Below are 18,919 nucleotides of genomic sequence, written 5' to 3'. Positions count from 1 at the left end.
GAGGAATTCGAAGTGAAGTAGCAGAGCCGCGGTCCTGGTTCATAAAAAAGCTTGCTGTACGGGTGAACGGGTGAGGGGCGACGCTCTTGAGCGTCGCCCCTCACCCGTACTCGTATCCGCCTGGTGTCAGCCTCGTTGCCGGGACGGGCGGCGCAGGAGTCCCGCCCATCGGTCCAGGCGCCAGCGGCGCACGCCCCACCGGTCGGTGAGCGTCGCCCAGCGGGCCGAGACCGCCCACATCACCCGAATGGCGGAACGGGGCGCGAGCAGCGCCCGCAGCCGCGTCCCCCGGCTCCCCGCGTCGGCCAGCCCGGCCCGGATCAGCTCGGCGTCATCGGCCAGCCCCGCACCGGGCCGGGGCTCAGGGGCGTACAGCACTTGCTCCACCGCGCCGGCCACCCGGTGCACCGCGTCCGCCGCTTCGTCCTCCAGCTGTCCCAGCCGGACGATGCGCGCAGCCGCCTTGCGCTGTGTCTGCGAGTCGTCGGGCGGGATGCCGTGGTCCCAAGCCGTATCGGTGATCTCCTGCCAGGCCGCCAGCGTCCGGGCCGCGTCATCCGCGGGCGTGCGCCCACCGGAGCCGAGCCGTCGCGCACGCACCCGCATCCGCCAGAGCATCGGCAGCAGCGGCAGCACCACCATCGCCAGTACGGCAAGACTCACGCCCAGCACTGTCCCCAGCGGGATCCCGGGGTCGGCGGGCGGCAGGATGTCCTGCGGCGCGGCCGCTCCGCACTCGCCGAGCCGCTTCGCCTGCGCTGTGCAGTTGTCCGAGGCGGAGGGCGCCGCGGAGGGCGTCGGCGAACTGCTGGCGCCGGGCTGCGTCGGGTTGGACGGCTTACTGGACGGCGACTGCGCCCGCGTGTACTCGGGCGCGGAGCCCCGGCTCGGGGTCGGCTCGAACCGCGTCCACCCCACACCCTCGAAGTACAGCTCGGGCCAGGCATGCGCCTCTTTCAGACCGACCGACATGGTGCCGTCCGATCGCGGGGAGCCCGGAGTGAAGCCCACTGCGACCCGTGCCGGTATGCCCAGCGTCCTGGCCATCGCGGCCATCGAGAACGAGAAGTGGACGCAGAACCCCTTCTTCTGCCTCAGGAAGCGGGTGATCGCGGAGACACCCGTACCCGACTGGACCTCGGTGTCGTAGGTGAAGCCGCCGTCCACGGCGAACCAGTCCTGCAGCTTGACGGCCCGCTCGTAGTCGTTCGTGGCACCCTTCGTCACCTTCCGCGCCGTCTTCCCGACCTCGGCGGGCAGCACATCGGGCACCTTGGTGTACTCGCGCAGCAGCGCGGCCGGGGGCGCGGGCGCCTTGGCCAGCTGGTCCGGCCTCGGGTTCACCAGAAGGCTGGTGACCTGGTACTGCGCACCGCGGGTGTTCTGACCACGGTCGCCGACCAGGGTCCGCCCGGTGGGCTCGTACCGCCAGCGGCCCTTGATCCCCACCTTCGTCGCCGGGTACGGGAGCGGCAGCCAGCTCTGCTTGTACGAGCCGGCGGCCGATATGTTCGTCCTGATCTCGGTGGCGCTGACCGACGGACTCAGCCCGTCCGGCCGGGGCAGCTCGTCCGGTACGTCCTTGACCTTGCGCTCGGAGGACTTCCACGCCGTGCCGTCGAACTGGTCCAGCGCGACGATCCGCAGATACAGGTCCTGTGTGTTCGTCGCGTTGGTGCGGTACCGGATGACCTCGCGGTCCTCGGGCTGGTTGAGGCTGTCCTGCAGCGAGACCAGCGGGTTCACCGCGGAGATGGTGCCGCCGCCCGCGCCTGCTCCGTCCCCGCCGTCAGCGCTGCCCAGCAGCCCGCCGTCCAGCGCCGGCAGCGCTGCCGGGACCACCAGCGCCACGCCCAGCGCGAGCGCGCCGATACGCCGACCGGTACGGACCGGTGCCAGCGGATTGCCGCCCGCCGAGTCGAATCCGACCGCGGTACGCCCCTGTGCCGAAGCGGCGCCGCCGAAGACCCGGCCCCACTGGGAGAGCCGGTCCCGGCCCTCGGCCAGCAGAAGCACCAGATATCCGGTGGCCGCGAGCAGGAACCAGAGCCAGTTCGCGCCGCCGCCGGAGAGCCCCGCGGCCACCGAGTAGAGCGCCAGCAGCGGTAGCCCGGCCGGGGCCGCACTGCGGAACGTCACCGCGAGGGCATCCACCGCGAGGCCGATCACCAACACGCCGCCGATCACCATCAGCCTGATGCCGTCGGTCGCCGGCGCCGGGATCGCGTACCGCCCGACATCCTCGGCGCCCGCGTTCAGCAACTGGCCGAACTGCTCGATTGCCTCGGGCCCCGGCAACAGCCCAAGGATCGCCTGGCCCCGGGCGAAGACCACGGTGATCAGCAGCAGCGTGACGAGCGCCTGCACCGCCACCGTCAGCGGCCTGGCCAGCGGCACCCGCCGGGCGAGCGCGCCCACCCCGCTCTGGATCGCCAGCAGGAACGCCGCCTGCAGCATCCAGGAGGCCGGTTCGACCAGCGGCAGCATCGCGCCCGCCGCCATCAGCGTGGCGGCGAAGGCGCAGAGTGCCAGACGTCCGCGACCGCTCATGACCAACCCCCAGAGAAACCGTCCGTGCTGCCACCGGGAGACGCGATGCGCTGCCGGCCCGCCTGCTGCCACAGTTCGGACAGCGTCATCCCGGGCGACACGGCGAGCGCCGTCCAGCCCGCCTCCCGCAGCTGCGTCAGCCGCTCGTCGACCGCCCCGGCGACCGCGCCGCTCGTCACCCAGGTCCCGCTGTCCAGGACGAACGCGACGGCGGCGCCGCTGCGCTGCCGCATCCTGGCCGAGACCGCCGCCTGCTCCTCGTCCAGGTCGCCGAAGAAGGCGACCAGCAGTCCTTCGTTCCCGCCGCGCAGGACGTCGTACGAGCGCGAGAGCCCTGCCCCGTCGGAGTGGTCGACGACCGCGAGCGTGTCCATCATCAGACCCGCGGAGTCCGCGGACTCCTGAGTCGATCCGGCGAAGCCGTCGGCGCCCTCACCGGGCACCGAGTTCCCCGTGTCCGTCAACAGCCGGACCGCGAAGCCCCGTTCCAGCATGTGCACCAGCGCGGATGCCGCGCCCGAGACCGCCCACTCGAAGGCGGAGTCGGGACCGGCACCCTGGTAGGCGAGCCGCCGGGTGTCGAGCAGCACCGTGCATCTGGCGCGCTGCGGCTGCTCCTCGCGACGCACCATCAGCTCGCCGTAGCGCGCGGTGGAGCGCCAGTGCACCCGGCGAAGATCGTCGCCGTAGCGGTAGTTGCGCGGGATGATGTCGTCGTCGCCCGCGAGCGCCAGCGAGCGCTGCCGCCCGTCGCCGTACCCCGAGGCCTCGCCCGCCAGCTTCACCGGAGGCAGCGTCTCGGTGTGCGGAATGACGGTGAGGGTGTCGTACGCGCTGAACGAGCGGGTCAGCTCGCACATCCCGAACGGGTCGCTCAGTCGCAGCTGCAGCGGCCCGAGCGGATAGCGCCCGCGCAGATCCGAGCGCACCCGGTACGACACCTCGCGCCGGCCGCCCGCCTCCACCCGGTCCAGGACGAACCGGGGCCGTGGCCCCAGCACGTAGGGCACATGGTCCTGGAGCATCAGCAGCCCGGTGGGCAACCGCGAGACGTTGTCCATCCGCAGATGCACCCGCGCCTCGGAACCGGCGGGCACCCGCAAGGGCGAAAGACGCCGGCTGCCCGCGACCCGGTAGCGCGTGCGGTACAGCACGGCCACACAGACCAGCGGCAGCACGGCGAGCAGCAGTCCGACCCGCAACAGGTCGCCCTGCCCCAGGACGTACGCGCACACCGCTGCCGCCACTCCCGCCGCGAGGAAGGAACGACCGCGCGTGGTCAGCCCGCCCAGGGCCGCCCGCACCCCGCTCGTGTCGTTGCCTTCCGCGGCGGTGGGCGCCCCGGCCGACATCACAACCGCCGGGCGCCGGGCTGCTGGCCGTAGAGCGGCGACTGAACCGGCCGGCCCGGCACATAGCCGCTCTCCGAGCCCCCGGCCGTGGGCACGGGGATGCGCTGCATGATCTCCAGCACGACCTGCTCGGCCGTACGGCGGTTCAACTGCGCCTGCGCGGTGGGCAGCAGCCGGTGCGCCAGCACCTGCACCGCCAGCGACTGGACATCGTCAGGCAGGGCGTAGTCACGGCCGCTGAGCGCGGCCGTGGCCTTCGCGGCGCGCAGCAGATGCAGCGTGGCGCGCGGCGACGCTCCGAGTCTGAGGTCCGGGTGGTTACGGGTGGCCGCCACCAGCTCCACGGCGTACCGCCGCACGGAATCGGCGACGTGGACCGTACGCACCGCGTCGATGAGCTTCACGATGTCGTGGGCGTGCGCCACCGGCTGCAGATCGTCCAGCGGCGAGATGCCGCCGTGCACATCGAGCATCTGCAGTTCGGCGTCCGCGCTGGGATAGCCGATCGACACCCGCGCCATGAAGCGGTCGCGCTGCGCCTCCGGCAGCGGGTAGGTGCCCTCCATCTCCACCGGGTTCTGGGTGGCCACCACCATGAAGGGGCTGGGCAGTTCGTACGTGTGCCCGTCGATGGTGACCTGGCGCTCCTCCATCGACTCCAGCAGCGCCGACTGGGTCTTCGGCGAAGCGCGGTTGATCTCGTCGCCGATCACGATCTGGGCGAAGATCGCGCCGGGCTTGAACTCGAAGTCCCGCCGTTGCTGGTCGAAGATCGACACACCGGTGATGTCCGACGGCAGCAGATCCGGTGTGAACTGGATACGCCGCACCGAACAGTCGATGGATCTCGCCAGCGCCTTGGCCAGCATTGTCTTGCCCACGCCCGGCACATCTTCGATGAGCAGATGCCCCTCGGCGAGCAGCACGGTCAGCGAAAGCCGTACGACCTCAGGCTTGCCCTCGATCACACCCTCCACCGACCTGCGGACACGCTCCGCTGTGGTGGTCAGATCTGTGAGGCTCGCTCGATCGTCATAGGTCGTCACCCGGCCCTCCTCGGCCCGTTCTACGGGCCGGTTGCTCTTCGGACGGCCCGGCCCACCCCAAAACACGGACACCTTCTCCGGATGGTTCCGGAAGGGTGCCACACACGCATTCTTGTTGCCGTTACCGCGTCGTGTCACTCGCCTGTGGATAAGTGGGTGGGATATGCCGAGTTTGCTGTGGTTTCTCCGGTGTCCTACTGGTCACACTGCGGGGTCGATCTCCCGCAACAGACCCTCCGTCACATCGAAGACGAAGCCGCGCACGTCGTCGGTGTGCAGCAGGAACGGCGAGGTGCGCACCCGCTGCATCGACTGCCGTACGTCCTGATCGACGTCCCGGAACGCCTCGACCGCCCAGGCCGGCCGCTGCCCGACCTCGTCCTCCAGCTCGTGCCGGAAGTCTTCGGTGATCTTCTCCAGACCACAGTTGGTGTGGTGGATGAGTATGACGCTGCGCGTGCCGAGCGCCCGCTGGCTGATGGTCAGCGACCGGATCACATCGTCCGTGACCACGCCGCCCGCATTGCGGATCGTGTGGCAGTCGCCCAGCTCCAGACCGAGCGCGTCGTGCAGGTCGAGCCGGGCGTCCATGCAGGCGACCACGGCCACTCGTAGCACGGGACGGGCATCCATCCCGGGGTCCTGGAAGCCGGCGGCGTAGCGCAGGTTCGCCTGGACAAGACGATCGGTGACCGTGCCGCTGGAACGCGCTGCGTCGGCGGAGTGGTGCGCGGAAGTCGACATGAGGACGACGGTAATGCGCACAGGCAGTCGAAGCCTGCTGTGAGAGGGGACAAAGAACAACAATGAGGCTTGTTGTGAGGTAAGCCACAGGTGTGATGCGACCGCGTCCGTACGGGTGAAGTGTCCGCGTCCGTGAACCCGTCCTCACCCGCCCGCGCCACGCGCCCGCCGGTTGATTGACCGGAAAGATGTGTGGACTAAAGTGACGCGAAGTTCACGGACACATCCTGCAAGTTTGACGTTTTCCCCGCGTGTGCGGCGTATGTACGACCCTTCTGAGCGGGCGGGGACCCGGCAGTACGCACGCCCGCGCAGGACCTGAGAGGGCGCATGAGCCAGACCCGACACGTCCCGGTAATGCTCCAGCGGTGCTTGGACCTGTTGGCCCCGGCGCTGGACCGGCCGGGCGCGGTCGTCGTCGACTGCACCCTCGGCCTCGGCGGACACAGCGAGGCCCTGCTCACGCAGTTCCCCGGGGTGCACCTTGTCGCGCTCGACCGCGACAAGGAGGCGCTGCGGCTGTCGGGTGAGCGGCTCGCGCCGTTCGGTGACCGGGCCACCCTGGTGCACGCCGTCTACGACGAGCTGCCCGAGGTCCTTGAGCGCCTGAAGATCCCGAAGGTCCAGGGCATCCTCTTCGATCTCGGCGTCTCCTCCATGCAGCTCGACGAGGCGGACCGCGGATTCGCCTATGCCCAGGACGCCCCTCTCGACATGCGCATGGACCAGACGACCGGGATGAGCGCCGCCGAGGTCCTCAACACCTACCCGCCGGGCGAGCTGGTGCGGATCCTGCGCTCGTACGGCGAGGAGAAGCAGGCCAAGCGGATCGTCTCGGCGGTCGTACGGGAACGGGAGAAGGAGCCCTTCTCGAACAGCGCACGGCTCGTCGAGCTGATCCGCGACGCGCTGCCGCAGGCCGCCAAGCGCACCGGAGGCAACCCCGCCAAGCGCACCTTCCAGGCTCTGCGTATCGAGGTCAACGGCGAACTGACCGTTCTGGAGCGCGCCATCCCGGCCGCGGTGCAAGCGCTCGCGGTCGGCGGCCGGATCGCCGTGCTCTCGTACCACTCGCTCGAGGACCGGCTGGTCAAGCAGGTCTTCGCGGCGGGTGCGGCCAACACCGCACCGCCCGGACTGCCCGTCGTACCCGAGCAGTACCAGCCGCGGCTCAAGCTGCTGACCCGCGGCGCGGAACTCCCGACGGAGGCAGAGGTCGCCGAGAACCGCCGCGCGGCGCCCGCGCGGTTCAGGGGAGCGCAGCGCATCCGGGAGGACGTGTGAGCTCAGCGGCCAAGCAGCTGAAGGGGCGGGCCGCGCGGCTCGCGCGGCTGATGCCGTCGGGGCCGAGCACCGCCGCCCGTACTCCCTTCGTCCTGCTGGTCGTGCTCCTCCTCAGCGGCGGGCTGATCACGCTGCTCCTGCTGAACTCCGCCCTCAACGAGGGCTCGTTCAAGCTGAGCGAGCTCAAGAGGCAGACCACCGAGCTCACCGACGAGGAGCAGGCGCTGCAGCGGGACGTGGACAACCACTCCGCCCCGGACGCGCTCGAGCGGCGGGCCCGCGAGCTCGGCATGGTGCCCGGCGGCAGTCCCGCCTTCCTGAACTCCGACGGCACGGTCCGCGGGGTGCCCCGAGAGGCCTCGGGGCAGCCCCGACCGGACCCGACTCCGATGGAGATCCAGGAACCGGCGCCGCCGCCCCCGGCCCCTCCAGCGCCGTCCGTCTCCGCCTCCCGCTCGGCCCAGGCTCCCGCCACGCACCCCTCCGCGTCGGCCCCGCCGACCAGGCAGGCGCGGCAGTCCGCGCCCGCTGTGCCCCCCGAACCGGCCGCCAAGCCCGCGCCCGCCAAGCCCGCGCCCCCCGCGCCCGCCGCGCCCCCCGAATCGCCCGCCAAACCCGCGCCCCCCGCGCCCGCCGCGCCAGCGCCCGCTGCGCCCCCCGAACCGGCCGCCAAGCCCGCGCCCGCCAACGCGGCCAAGCCGTCGCAGGAACCCGCGAAGCCGCCCCCGACGACCCCCGGCAGGTGACGCAGTGCCCCTCAAGGAACCACCGCGCCGCCGAGTCCCGGGCCCCGCCCGGCGGCCGTCCGTACGTCCTGCGGCCCGTCGGCGGCCGCGCCCGGCGCCCCGCCCGATCCGGCTCGGCAGCCCCCGCCCCCGGCTGCGGCTGGTCAGCCTCGGCCTGACGCTCGTCATGCTGGCCTTCGTCGTCCGGCTGCTCCAGGTGCAGGCCGTCGACGCCGGCGCGTACGCCGCCAAGGCGGAGAAGAATCGCTACCTCAGCCATGAGCTCACCGCGGAGCGCGGCGAGATCACCGACAGAGCCGGCATCGCCCTGGCCACCAGCGTCGACGCGTACGACATCACCGCCGACCCGAAGCTGTTCACGCCCGAGGAGAGCAAGGCTCCCAACGCTCCGGAACAGGCGGCCGCACTGCTCGCCCCGATCCTCGGCAAGGACGTCGCCGAGCTGGCGAAGAAGCTGAGGACACCCAAATCCCGGTACACCGTGCTGGCCCGCCGACAGACCCCCCAGGTCTGGAACCAGATCAAGGACCTCAAGGGCGTCTTCGCCGAGAAGGCAAGGGCCGACAAGTCCAAGGGAGGCCCCGGTGCCAATGTGCTGAGCGGCGTCTTCCAGGAGCCGAGCAGCAAACGCGTCTACCCGAACGGCGATCTCGCCGCCGGGATACTGGGCTACGTCACCGGTGACGGCAAGGGAGGCGGCGGTGTCGAGTCGATGCTCGAGAAGGTCCTCGCCGGCCAGGACGGACAGATCACCTACGCCCAGTCCGGCGGCCGGCGGGTGCCCACCGCGGGCTCCCGCGAGGTCCCCGCGGTCCCCGGCTCCGACATCGAGCTGACCATCGACCGCGACATCCAGTGGGCCGCCCAGCAGGCCATCGCCGACCAGGTGAAGAAGTCCAAGGCCGACCGCGGCTACGTGATAGTGCAGAACACCCAGACCGGCGAGGTCCTCGCCATGGCCAACGCGCCGGGCTTCGACCCCAACGACCTCACCCAGGCCAATTCGGCGGCCATGGGCAACGCCGCGCTCCAGGACGCGTACGAACCCGGCTCCACCGCCAAGGTGATGTCGATGGCCGCCGTCCTCGAGGAGAAGGCCGCCACGCCCGGCACCCATGTCGTCGTCCCCAACCGGCTGCACCGCGGCGACCGGCTCTTCAAGGACGACATCGACCACCCCACCTGGAACCTCACGCTCAACGGCGTACTGGCCAAGTCCAGCAACATCGGAACGATCCTGGCGACCGGCCAGCTCGGCAAGACCCAGCCCGCGGCGAATCAGGTGCTCTACACCTATCTGCGGAAATTCGGCCTGGGCAGCCCGAGCGGGATCGGCTACCCGGGCGAGACGCCCGGCATCCTCGCCAAGCCGCAGAAGTGGTCCACCTCGCAGCAGTACACGATCCCTTTCGGCCAGGGCCTCTCGCTCAACGCCATGCAGGCGGCCTCCGTCTACTCGACGATCGCCAACGGCGGCGTACGCGTCGAGCCCACCCTGATCCGCGGCACCAAGGGGCCCGACGGGCGCTTCACCCCGGCCCCCGCCCCCAAGAAGACCCGGGTGGTCAGCGAGCAGACCGCCAGGACGCTGGCCACCATGCTGGAGTCGGTCGTCGGTGACGAGGAAGGCACCGGCACCAAGGGCCGTATTCCCGGCTACCGCGTCGCGGGCAAGACCGGAACGGCCAACCGTGTCGACCCGGAACTGGGCCGCTACAAGGGCTACACCGCCTCCTTCGCCGGCTTCGCGCCCGCCGACAAACCGCGGATCACCGTCTACTGCGCCATCCAGAACCCCACCAAGGGCAGCTACTTCGGCGGCCAGATCTGCGGGCCGATCTACCGGAAGGTCATGGAGTTCGCCCTCAAGACCCTCCAGGTCGCACCGACCGGCAGCGATCCCGCCCGGCTGCCCGTCACCTTCCAACCCGGCGAGTGACCCGGAGGAACAACCAGTGACAACCATCACCTCCGATTCCGGGAACCAGCCGGAGAACCGCGCCGCAGCAGCCACCTCACTTCGCCCCGGGCCGGGTGCGCCCGGTACGCTCACCGCCGTGTCACACGCTGATCAGTACCGAACCACCGAGCCGGACGCCCCCGCGAAACACCCGGGAGCGCCCCGACCGGACCGGCCCCGCCCGACACCCCTGGGGGAGCTGGCCGCCCGGCTGGGTGTGAAGAGCCCTGGCGCCGGTGAGGTCACCGGCATCACCCACGACTCCCGGGCGGTACGCCCCGGTGACGTGTACGCCGCCCTGCCCGGCGCCCGCCTCCACGGCGCCGACTTCGTGGCGCAGGCCGCTGACCTCGGGGCGGCCGCGATCCTCACCGACCCGACCGGCGCCGAGCGCGCCGCCGAGACCGGCCTGCCGGTCCTGGTCACCGATAACCCGCGCGGCCGCATGGGCGAACTCGCCGCCGAGATCTACGGCCGTCCCGGCGAGGACCTGCTCCAGATCGGCATCACCGGCACCTCCGGCAAGACCACCACGGCGTACCTCGTCGAGGGCGGGCTGAAGGCGGCGGGCCGCTCCACCGGCCTGATCGGCACGGTCGAGATGCGGATCGGCGAGGAGCGCATCAAGTCCGAGCGCACCACCCCCGAAGCCACCGACCTCCAGGCTCTGTTCGCCGTCATGCGCGAGCGCGGCGTCGATTCGGTCGCCATGGAGGTCTCCAGCCACGCCCTCGTGCTCGGCCGGGTCGACGGCTGCGTCTTCGACGTCGCCGTCTTCAACAACCTCAGCCCGGAGCACATGGAATTCCACTCCGACATGGAGGACTACTTCCAGGCGAAGGCGCAGCTCTTCACGCCGAAGCGGAGCAGGCTCTCAGTCGTCAACTTCGATGACGAGTACGGCCGCAGGCTGCTCAAGGAGGCGTCCGTCCCGGTCACCACCTTCTCCGCCGAGGGCCACCCGGACGCCGACTGGCGGGCCGAGAGCGTTGAAATCAGCGCCGTCGGATCGACTTTCACCGCGGTCGGCCCCAAGGGCGAGCGCGTACGCGCCGAGGCCCCGCTGCCCGGACCGTTCAACGTCGCCAACACCCTGGCGGCGGTCGTCACCCTCGCCGTCGCCGGCCTCGACCCCCAGACCGCCGCCGACGGCATCGCCGCCGTCCCCGGCGTACCGGGCCGCCTCGAGCGCGTCGACGTGGGCCAGCCGTACCTCGCCGTCGTCGACTACGCCCACAAGACGGACGCCGTCGAATCGGTCCTTCGGTCCCTGCGCAAGGTCACCGAGGGCAAGGTGCACATCGTGCTCGGCTGCGGCGGCGACCGCGACCAGACCAAGCGCGGCCCGATGGGCGCCGCCGCCGCACGCCTCGCCGACACCGCCGTACTGACCTCCGACAACCCCCGGTCCGAGGACCCGCTCGCGATCCTCGCCGCCATGCTCGCGGGCGCCGCCGAGGTGCCGATCCACGAGCGCGGCGACGTCCTGGTCGAGGCCGACCGCGCCGCGGCCATCGCCGCGGCCGTGGCCCGCGCGCAGCCCGGTGACACCGTGCTGATCGCCGGCAAGGGCCATGAGCAGGGCCAGGACATCGCCGGAGTGGTCCGCCCCTTCGACGACCGTCAGGTACTTCGCGCAGCTATCCAGAACAGTCAGGGGTGACCAAGTGATCGCCCTCTCTCTCGCCGAGATCGCCGAAATCGTCGGCGGGCAGTCGCACGACATACCGGATCCGGCCACACGGATCAGCGGTCCCGTCGTGATCGACTCCCGCGCGGTCCAGCCCGGCAGTCTCTTCGCCGCCTTCGCCGGCGAGCACGTCGACGGCCACGACTACGCCCGGAGCGCCGTGACGGCGGGCGCGGTGGCCGTGCTGGCCACCCGCCCCGTCGGGGTACCCGCGATCGTCGTGCCGGACGTCACCGCCGCGCTCGGCGCCCTCGCGCGCACCGTCGTCGAACGCCTCGGCACCACCACGGTCGCGCTCACCGGCTCGGCCGGCAAGACCAGCACCAAGGACCTGATCGCCCAACTCCTCGAGCGCAAAGGCCCGACCGTCTACCCGGCAGGCAATCTCAACAACGAGATCGGCCTGCCGCTGACCGCGCTGCGAGCCGGCGAGGACACCGAGCACCTCGTCCTCGAAATGGGCGCCCGCTATATCGGCGACATCCGCTACCTCACCAGTCTGGTCCCGCCGAAGGTCGGTCTCGTACTGAACGTCGGCACCGCCCACATCGGCGAGTTCGGCGGCCGCGAGCAGATCGCCGAGGCCAAGGGGGAGATCATCGAATGCCTTCCCCCGGCGGCAGCGGGGGGCATCGCCGTACTCAACGCCGACGACCGTCTCGTACGCGCCATGGCCTCCCGTACCAAGGCCCGTGTGGTCCTGTTCGGAGAGGCCGAGGACGCCGACGTACGTGCCGAGAATGTCCGGCTCACAGACAACGGACAGCCCGCTTTCAGGCTCCACACACCCTCCGGGTGCAGCGACGTGACCATGCGGCTGTACGGTGAGCACCACGTGTCGAACGCGCTCGCCGCGGCCGCCGTCGCCCATGAGCTGGGCATGTCCGTCGATGAGATCGCCCGCGCGCTCTCCGAGGCGGGCACCCTCTCCCGCTGGCGGATGGAGGTCACCGAGCGTCCGGACGGCGTGACGATCGTCAATGACGCCTACAACGCGAACCCCGAGTCCATGAGAGCGGCGCTGCGTGCGCTCGCGGCCATGGGCCAGGGGCGGCGGACCTGGGCGGTGCTCGGCCAAATGGCCGAGCTCGGCGACGAAGCGCTCGCCGAGCACGACGCTGTCGGACGGCTGGTCGTCCGGCTCAACGTCAGCAAGCTCGTCGCAGTCGGGGGCAGGGAAGCGTCCTGGCTGCAACTGGGCGCATATAACGAGGGTTCGTGGGGTGAGGAGTCGGTGCACGTGTCCGACGCGCAGGCGGCGGTCGACCTGTTGCGCAGAGAGCTGCGTCCGGGAGACGTCGTGCTGGTGAAGGCTTCCAGGTCGGTCGGGCTCGAGCGGGTGGCCCAGGCACTGCTCGAGAACACCACCGAGGGTGAGGTCACCGGCCGATGAGGCAGATCCTCTTCGCGGGGGCCATCGGGCTCTTCCTGACCCTGGTCGGTACTCCGCTGCTGATCAAACTCCTGGCCCGCAAGGGATACGGGCAGTTCATCCGGGACGACGGCCCGCGCAGCCACGGCAGCAAGAAGGGCACGCCCACCATGGGCGGCATCTCCTTCATCATGGCCACGCTCATCGCGTACGCCCTCGCCAAGGTGATCACCGGCGAGGACCCGACGTTCTCGGGTGTGCTGGTGCTCTTCCTGATGGCGGGCATGGGCCTGGTCGGCTTCCTGGACGACTACATCAAGATCGTCAAGCAGCGCTCGCTCGGTCTGCGGGCCAAGGCGAAGATGGCCGGACAGCTGATCGTCGGCATCGCCTTCGCCGTGCTGTCACTGCAGTTCGCCGACAGTCGCCACCAGACCCCCGCATCCACCAAGCTGTCCTTCATCACGGACTTCGGCTGGTCGATCGGCCCGGTGATCTTCGTCGTCTGGGCGCTGTTCATGATTCTCGCGATGTCCAACGGCGTGAACCTGACGGACGGTCTGGACGGCCTGGCCACCGGCGCGTCGGTGATGGTCTTCGGCGCGTACACCTTCATCGGGCTCTGGCAGTTCCAGGAGTCCTGCGCCAACGCGGTGACGCTGACCAACCCCAACGCCTGCTTCGAAGTACGGGATCCGCTCGATCTCGCGGTCGTCGCCTCCGCCCTGATGGGCTCCTGCTTCGGCTTCCTGTGGTGGAACACCTCGCCCGCCAAGATCTTCATGGGTGACACGGGGTCGCTCGCACTCGGCGGCGCGCTCGCGGGTCTGGCGATCTGCTCCCGTACGGAGCTCCTGCTGGCCCTTCTCGGCGGACTGTTCGTCCTGATCACCATGTCCGTGGTCATCCAGGTCGGTTCCTTCAAGATGACCGGCAAGCGCGTCTTCCGGATGGCTCCGCTCCAGCACCACTTCGAACTCAAGGGGTGGTCCGAGGTCCTTGTCGTGGTCCGCTTCTGGATTATCCAGGGCATGTGCGTGATCGTGGGTCTGGGGCTCTTCTACGCGGGCTGGGCGGCCGACAAGTGAGTGCGCAGGACTGGCAGGGCAAGCGGGTCACGGTCGCGGGACTCGGCGTCTCCGGGATCCCTGCCGCCCGCGTGCTGCACGGCCTCGGCGCCGTCGTCACGGTCGTCAACGACGGCGACGACGAGCGCTCCCGTACGCAGGCCGCCGAGCTGGAGGCGGAGGGAATCACCGTGCGCCTCGGCGACGGCGCGACGCTGCCCGCCGGCACCGAGCTCATCGTCACCGCGCCCGGCTGGAAGCCGGACAAGCCGCTCTTCCTGGCCGCCGCCGAGGCGGGCATCGAGGTCTGGGGCGACGTCGAACTGGCCTGGCGGCTGCGCGGGCGGGACGGCAGAAAAGCAGCGCCGTGGCTCACGGTCACCGGCACCAACGGCAAGACCACGACGGTACGGATGCTGGCCTCGATCCTTCAGGCCGCGGGCCTGCGCACGGCGGCCGTCGGCAACATCGGCGTATCGCTGCTGGACGCGGTCCTCGGCGACGAGACGTACGACGTACTCGCCGTCGAGCTCTCCAGCTACCAGCTGCACTGGGCGCCCTCGTTGCGCGCCCACTCCGCCGCCGTGCTCAACCTGGCGCCGGACCACCTCGACTGGCACGGCTCCATGGAGGCGTACGCCGCCGACAAGGGCCGTATCTACGCAGGCAACACGGTCGCCTGCGTCTACAACGCCGCCGACAAGGCCACCGAGGACCTGGTGCGCGAGGCCGACGTGGAGGAGGGCTGCCGGGCCATCGGCTTCACCCTCGGTACGCCGGGGCCCTCCCAACTCGGAGTCGTCGAGGGCCTCCTGGTCGACCGCGCCTTCGTCGACAACCGGCAGAAGCAGGCCCAGGAGCTCGCCGAGGTCGCGGACGTCAATCCGCCGGCCCCGCACAACATCGCCAACGCCCTCGCGGCTGCCGCGCTGGCCCGCGCCTTCGGCGTCGCGCCCGCCGCCGTACGCGACGGACTGCGCAACTTCCGCCCCGACCCCCACCGCATCGAGCATGTCGCCGACGTCGCCGGCGTCTCGTACATCGATGACTCCAAGGCCACCAACACGCATGCCGCGGAGGCATCCCTGGCTGCCTATGACCCGATCGTGTGGATCGCGGGCGGTCTGGCCAAGGGCGCGAGCTTCGACGAACTCGTCGAGAAGTCGGCAAAGCGACTGCGCGCTGTCGTTCTGATCGGCGCGGACCGAGCCCTCATCCGTGAAGCCCTCGCGCGACACGCCCCCGAGGTCCCAGTCGTCGACCTCGACCGGACAGACACTGGGGCGATGTCGGCGGTGGTCCGGGAAGCAGCACGACTCGCCCGGCCGGGGGACACGGTTCTGCTGGCCCCGGCCTGCGCCTCGATGGACATGTTCGCCAACTACAACAAGCGAGGCGAGGCGTTCGCGGACGCGGTCCGCGCACTCGCCGCCGAGCGCGCCTGAGCCCGACCCCTGCGCCGTGCCGTGCGCCGGGGCCGCCCCGGACCGCGGCAGCCGCGCCAGGCACGACTGGAGGGGACAGCGACCATGCCGGCCGATGACACCGCCGCCGCGCGGAGCGAGGCCCGCCCGAAGCAGCGCACGGCTGAAATTCAGCCCCGCCGGCGTTTCAGGTTCGGGGTCCGGGGCGGAGCCCCGATCGGGCTCGGGCCTGCCTTTCTGCCCACGACCGTCCCTGCCCTCGCGGGCCCGGCGCCGGCCCACGCCGGACTCGCGCTGCGCAGCCGAGCCGCCGGGGGCGCCGTCCGCCGTCCGCCCGTCGGCCGTGGCGGAGGCCGCAGGCCCGGCGCGTCGCGCCCGCCGCGGAGCAGGCGGCCACGGCGGCTGTACGAGCAGGCGCAGCGGGCCTGGGACCGGCCGCTGACGGCGTACTACCTGGTCCTGGGCAGCAGTCTCCTGATCACCGTGCTCGGCCTGGTCATGGTCTACTCCGCCTCGATGATCAAGGCGCTCGAGCTCTCGCTCCCGGCCTCGTACTTCTTCCGCAAGCAGTTCATCGCCGCCGTACTCGGCACCTGTCTGCTGCTGATCGCCTCACGGATGCCGGTCAAGCTCCACCGGGCACTGTCCTACCCGCTCCTGATGGGCACCGTCTTTCTGATGGCGCTCGTCCAGATCCCCGGGATAGGGCATGCGGTCAACGGCAACCAGAACTGGATCTATCTGGGCGGCCCGTTCCAGCTCCAGCCCAGTGAGTTCGGCAAGCTGGCGCTGATTCTCTGGGGCGCCGATCTGCTCGCCCGCAAGCAGGACAAGCGGCTGCTTACCCAGTGGAAGCACATGCTGGTGCCGCTCGTCCCGGTCGCCTTCCTGCTGCTCGGCCTGATCATGCTCGGCGGCGACATGGGTACGGCGATCATCCTCACGGCGATCCTCTTCGGTCTGCTGTGGCTGGCCGGAGCCCCGACCCGGCTCTTCGCGGGTGTGCTCGGCATCGCCGGCTTCGTCGGCTTCGTGCTGATCAAGACCAATGAGAACCGCATGTCACGGCTCTCCTGCATCGGCGCCATCGACCTCGGCCCCCAAGGCGAGTGCTGGCAGGCCGTGCACGGCATCTATGCTCTAGCCTCCGGCGGATGGTTCGGTTCCGGCCTCGGTGCAAGTGTGGAAAAATGGGGTCAACTCCCCGAACCGCACACCGATTTCATCTTCGCCATCGCCGGGGAGGAACTGGGCCTGGCGGGGACGCTGTCGGTGCTCGCCCTCTTCGCGGCTCTAGGCTATGCGGGTATCCGCGTGGCCGGACGCACGGAGGACCCCTTCGTGAGGTACGCAGCGGGAGGTGTGACCACCTGGATCACGGCCCAGGCCGTGGTCAATATCGGTGCGGTGCTCGGTCTGCTGCCGATCGCCGGTGTCCCGCTCCCGCTGTTCTCCTACGGAGGGTCGGCCCTGCTGCCGACCATGTTCGCAGTAGGGCTGCTGATCGCCTTCGCGCGAGAGGATCCCGCCGCGAAGGCGGCCCTGGCCATGCGGCGGCCCGGGGTGAGATGGAAGACGATGAGACGGCGCGTCAAGAAGCGTCCGTCCGGAGAGCGGTGAATTTCGGTGCATGTCGTACTCGCCGGTGGGGGGACCGCCGGCCACATCGAGCCCGCGCTCGCCCTCGCGGACGCCCTGCGCAGGCAGGACCCGACCGTGGGAATCACGGCCCTGGGCACGGAGAAGGGGCTCGAGACCAGGCTCGTACCCGAGCGGGGTTACGAGCTGGCGCTCATCCCCGCCGTTCCGCTGCCGCGCAAGCCCACCCCTGAGCTGATCACCGTCCCCGGACGGCTGCGCGGCACCATCAAGGCCGCCGAGCAGATCCTGGAGCGTACGAAGGCGGACTGCGTCGTCGGCTTCGGCGGCTATGTCGCGCTGCCCGGCTATCTGGCCGCCAAGCGGCTCGGTGTGCCGATCGTCGTGCACGAGGCCAACGCCCGTCCGGGCCTGGCCAACAAGATCGGTTCGCGGTACGCGGCCGGGGTCGCCGTTGCCACGCCGGACAGCAAGCTGCGCAACTCCCGCTACATCGGCATCCCGCTGCGCCACACCATCGCCACCCTCGACCGCGCCCGGGTGCGCCCCGAGGCTCGTGCCGCCTTCGGTCTCGACCCCAACCTGCCGACGCTGCTGGTCTCCGGCGGCTCGCAGGGTGCCCGCCGCCTCAACGAGGTGATCCAGCAGATCGCTCCGGTGCTGCAGCGCTCCGGTATCCAGATCCTGCACGCGGTCGGTCCGAAGAACGAACTGCCGCATGTGGACAACATGCCCGGTATGCCGCCCTACATCCCGGTACCGTACGTGGACCGGATGGATCTCGCGTACGCCGCAGCCGACATGATGCTCTGCCGCGCGGGCGCGATGACCGTCGCCGAACTCTCCGCCGTCGGGCTGCCCGCCGCATACGTACCGCTGCCGATCGGCAACGGCGAACAGCGGCTGAACGCTCAGCCGGTGGTGAAGGCCGGCGGCGGACTGCTGGTCGACGACGCCGAACTGACCCCCGAGTGGGTCCAGGGCAACGTCCTTCCGGTACTCGCCGATCCGCACCGGCTGTACGAGATGTCCCGTGCGGCCGCCGAGTTCGGCCGCAGGGATGCCGACGACCTGCTCGTCGGCATGGTGTACGAGGCGATCGCTGCACACCGCAGGGCGTGAGAAGGGCAGGGGAGCGTGGCCGGACCGACCACCGCTGAACGCGGGGCAGGCAAGTCCCCCGGCGGGTACGCGGGGTCGGCCCGCCCGCGCGGCCAGGGCTCTCCTGGCCGCCGGCTGCGCATCCCCGGCCGCCGTTTCCTGCTGATCGTCGCTGCCTCGGTGCTGGTCTCCGCGGCCGGAATCTGGGTGCTCTACGGCTCCGACTGGCTGCGCGTGGAGAGCGTGACGACCACCGGAACCCAGGTTCTGACGCCGGAGGAGGTGCTGGCCGCGGCGGCGGTTCCGGTCGGCGCGCCACTGATTTCCGTCGATACGGACGCCATTGAGACCCGGCTGCGGCATAAGCTGCCCCGTATCGACTCGGTTGATGTCGTCCGGTCATGGCCCGACGGGATCGATCTGAATGTGACCGAGCGAAAGCCAATCCTGCTTATCGAAAAGGGCGCAAAGTTCATCGAAGTGGACGCGAAGGGCGTCCGGTTCGCCACGGTGGACAAGGCTCCCAAGGCTGTTCCGCGACTGGAATTGACCGTGGAACAGTCCCCGAGTCTGCGGCGCTTCGGCATGGACCGGCTCCTTGCGGAGGCGGTACGGGTCAGGGGTGAACTCCCCGGTGAAGTCGCGGCGGACACCAGAGTTGTGACAGTGCGCTCATACGACTACATCTCCCTGGAGTTGAACCGGGACCGTACGGTGGTCTGGGGCAGCGCCGAGGAGGGGGAGGCCAAGGCGCGCGCACTCACCGCACTGATGAAAGCCGCGCCGAAGGCCCGGCACTTCGATGTGAGTGCTCCCACCGCCCCTGCCGCAGCGGGGAGTTGACGCACATTTGCGCTGGCCAGCACCCTGGTTGGTCATCGCTATGGGTGATCACATAGGGTGAAAAGAAAAACGGGAGGTTCGGCGTGTTCGTTGAACGTGCGCCACTTGTCGACTTAGTGTCCTGTTCGGAGAGTCCAAGAA

Annotated in this window: 14 protein-coding genes; 10 read left to right on the top strand and 4 right to left on the bottom strand. The window is 70.4% G+C overall.

The features are described 5' to 3' along the window. Window positions 1-126: 126 nt before the first annotated feature. The 4 genes from OG735_RS11425 to OG735_RS11410 form a co-directional block, all read right to left on the bottom strand. A complete protein-coding gene (locus tag OG735_RS11425; RefSeq protein ID WP_327323032.1) occupies window positions 127-2,550 on the bottom strand; it encodes a transglutaminase TgpA family protein in 2,424 nt (807 codons plus the stop codon). After that, window positions 2,547-3,902 carry a DUF58 domain-containing protein gene (locus OG735_RS11420; protein WP_327323031.1) on the bottom strand — a complete coding sequence of 452 codons (1,356 nt, stop codon included), beginning with the start codon at window positions 3,900-3,902 and terminating at the stop codon, window positions 2,547-2,549. Before OG735_RS11420 ends, OG735_RS11425 begins: the two co-directional genes overlap by 4 nt. Continuing rightward, window positions 3,902-4,948 (bottom strand): AAA family ATPase, encoded by a 1,047-nt coding sequence (locus OG735_RS11415; protein WP_327323030.1) that lies wholly within the window; start codon window positions 4,946-4,948, stop codon window positions 3,902-3,904. The genes OG735_RS11420 and OG735_RS11415 overlap by 1 nt, the downstream gene beginning before the upstream one ends. Before the next feature lie 201 nt (window positions 4,949-5,149). Beyond that, window positions 5,150-5,692 (bottom strand): beta-class carbonic anhydrase, encoded by a 543-nt coding sequence (locus tag OG735_RS11410; RefSeq protein WP_327323029.1) that lies wholly within the window; start codon window positions 5,690-5,692, stop codon window positions 5,150-5,152. Window positions 5,693-6,022: 330 nt separating this feature from the next. On the opposite strand from OG735_RS11410, the gene rsmH reads away from it, so the two are divergent. From rsmH to OG735_RS11360, 10 genes are all read left to right on the top strand, one after another. After that, a complete protein-coding gene (rsmH, locus tag OG735_RS11405; RefSeq protein WP_327323028.1) occupies window positions 6,023-6,976 on the top strand; it encodes a 16S rRNA (cytosine(1402)-N(4))-methyltransferase RsmH in 954 nt (317 codons plus the stop codon). Next, window positions 6,973-7,722: an FtsB family cell division protein gene (locus tag OG735_RS11400; protein WP_442812409.1), complete on the top strand. Its 750-nt coding sequence runs from the start codon at window positions 6,973-6,975 to the stop codon at window positions 7,720-7,722. Before rsmH ends, OG735_RS11400 begins: the two co-directional genes overlap by 4 nt. A gap of 4 nt (window positions 7,723-7,726) precedes the next feature. After that, window positions 7,727-9,661, top strand: coding sequence for a peptidoglycan D,D-transpeptidase FtsI family protein (locus OG735_RS11395; RefSeq protein ID WP_327323027.1), 1,935 nt, complete (start codon window positions 7,727-7,729; stop codon window positions 9,659-9,661). A 16-nt stretch (window positions 9,662-9,677) separates the two neighbouring features. Further along, the gene (locus OG735_RS11390) at window positions 9,678-11,345 is read left to right on the top strand and encodes a UDP-N-acetylmuramoyl-L-alanyl-D-glutamate--2,6-diaminopimelate ligase (protein WP_327323026.1); all 1,668 of its coding nucleotides are present in this window, start codon (window positions 9,678-9,680) and stop codon (window positions 11,343-11,345) included. Between the two features lie 4 nt (window positions 11,346-11,349). Then, entirely contained in the window at window positions 11,350-12,765 is a 1,416-nt protein-coding gene (locus OG735_RS11385) for a UDP-N-acetylmuramoyl-tripeptide--D-alanyl-D-alanine ligase (protein ID WP_327323025.1), read from the top strand. Then, window positions 12,762-13,832: a phospho-N-acetylmuramoyl-pentapeptide-transferase gene (gene mraY / locus OG735_RS11380; protein WP_326649346.1), complete on the top strand. Its 1,071-nt coding sequence runs from the start codon at window positions 12,762-12,764 to the stop codon at window positions 13,830-13,832. The genes OG735_RS11385 and mraY overlap by 4 nt, the downstream gene beginning before the upstream one ends. Then, the gene (gene murD, locus OG735_RS11375; protein ID WP_327323024.1) at window positions 13,829-15,256 is read left to right on the top strand and encodes a UDP-N-acetylmuramoyl-L-alanine--D-glutamate ligase; all 1,428 of its coding nucleotides are present in this window, start codon (window positions 13,829-13,831) and stop codon (window positions 15,254-15,256) included. Before mraY ends, murD begins: the two co-directional genes overlap by 4 nt. Before the next feature lie 84 nt (window positions 15,257-15,340). After that, window positions 15,341-16,855 carry a putative lipid II flippase FtsW gene (ftsW, locus tag OG735_RS11370; protein ID WP_327323023.1) on the top strand — a complete coding sequence of 505 codons (1,515 nt, stop codon included), beginning with the start codon at window positions 15,341-15,343 and terminating at the stop codon, window positions 16,853-16,855. Between the two features lie 6 nt (window positions 16,856-16,861). Continuing rightward, on the top strand, window positions 16,862-17,956 hold the full coding sequence (gene murG, locus OG735_RS11365) for an undecaprenyldiphospho-muramoylpentapeptide beta-N-acetylglucosaminyltransferase (RefSeq protein WP_327323022.1): 1,095 nt from the start codon (window positions 16,862-16,864) through the stop codon (window positions 17,954-17,956). A gap of 15 nt (window positions 17,957-17,971) precedes the next feature. Then, a complete protein-coding gene (locus tag OG735_RS11360; RefSeq protein WP_327323021.1) occupies window positions 17,972-18,778 on the top strand; it encodes a cell division protein FtsQ/DivIB in 807 nt (268 codons plus the stop codon). Window positions 18,779-18,919: the final 141 nt, after the last annotated feature.

It is taken from the genome of Streptomyces sp. NBC_01210, assembly GCF_036010325.1.
Lineage (GTDB): Bacteria > Actinomycetota > Actinomycetes > Streptomycetales > Streptomycetaceae > Streptomyces.
Note: the sequence above shows the minus strand (reverse complement) of the source record. Positions and strands in the feature narration are given on the sequence as shown.

Excerpts from the sequence above, each read along its gene's own strand:
- OG735_RS11420 (WP_327323031.1), bottom strand. The coding sequence starts at position 3,902 with ATGTCGGCCGGGGCGCCCACCGCCGCGGAAGGCAACGACACGAGCGGG.
- mraY (WP_326649346.1), top strand. The coding sequence starts at position 12,762 with ATGAGGCAGATCCTCTTCGCGGGGGCCATCGGGCTCTTCCTGACCCTG.
- OG735_RS11410 (WP_327323029.1), bottom strand. The coding sequence starts at position 5,692 with ATGTCGACTTCCGCGCACCACTCCGCCGACGCAGCGCGTTCCAGCGGC.
- OG735_RS11425 (WP_327323032.1), bottom strand. The coding sequence starts at position 2,550 with ATGAGCGGTCGCGGACGTCTGGCACTCTGCGCCTTCGCCGCCACGCTG.
- rsmH (WP_327323028.1), top strand. The coding sequence starts at position 6,023 with ATGAGCCAGACCCGACACGTCCCGGTAATGCTCCAGCGGTGCTTGGAC.
- ftsW (WP_327323023.1), top strand. The coding sequence starts at position 15,341 with ATGCCGGCCGATGACACCGCCGCCGCGCGGAGCGAGGCCCGCCCGAAG.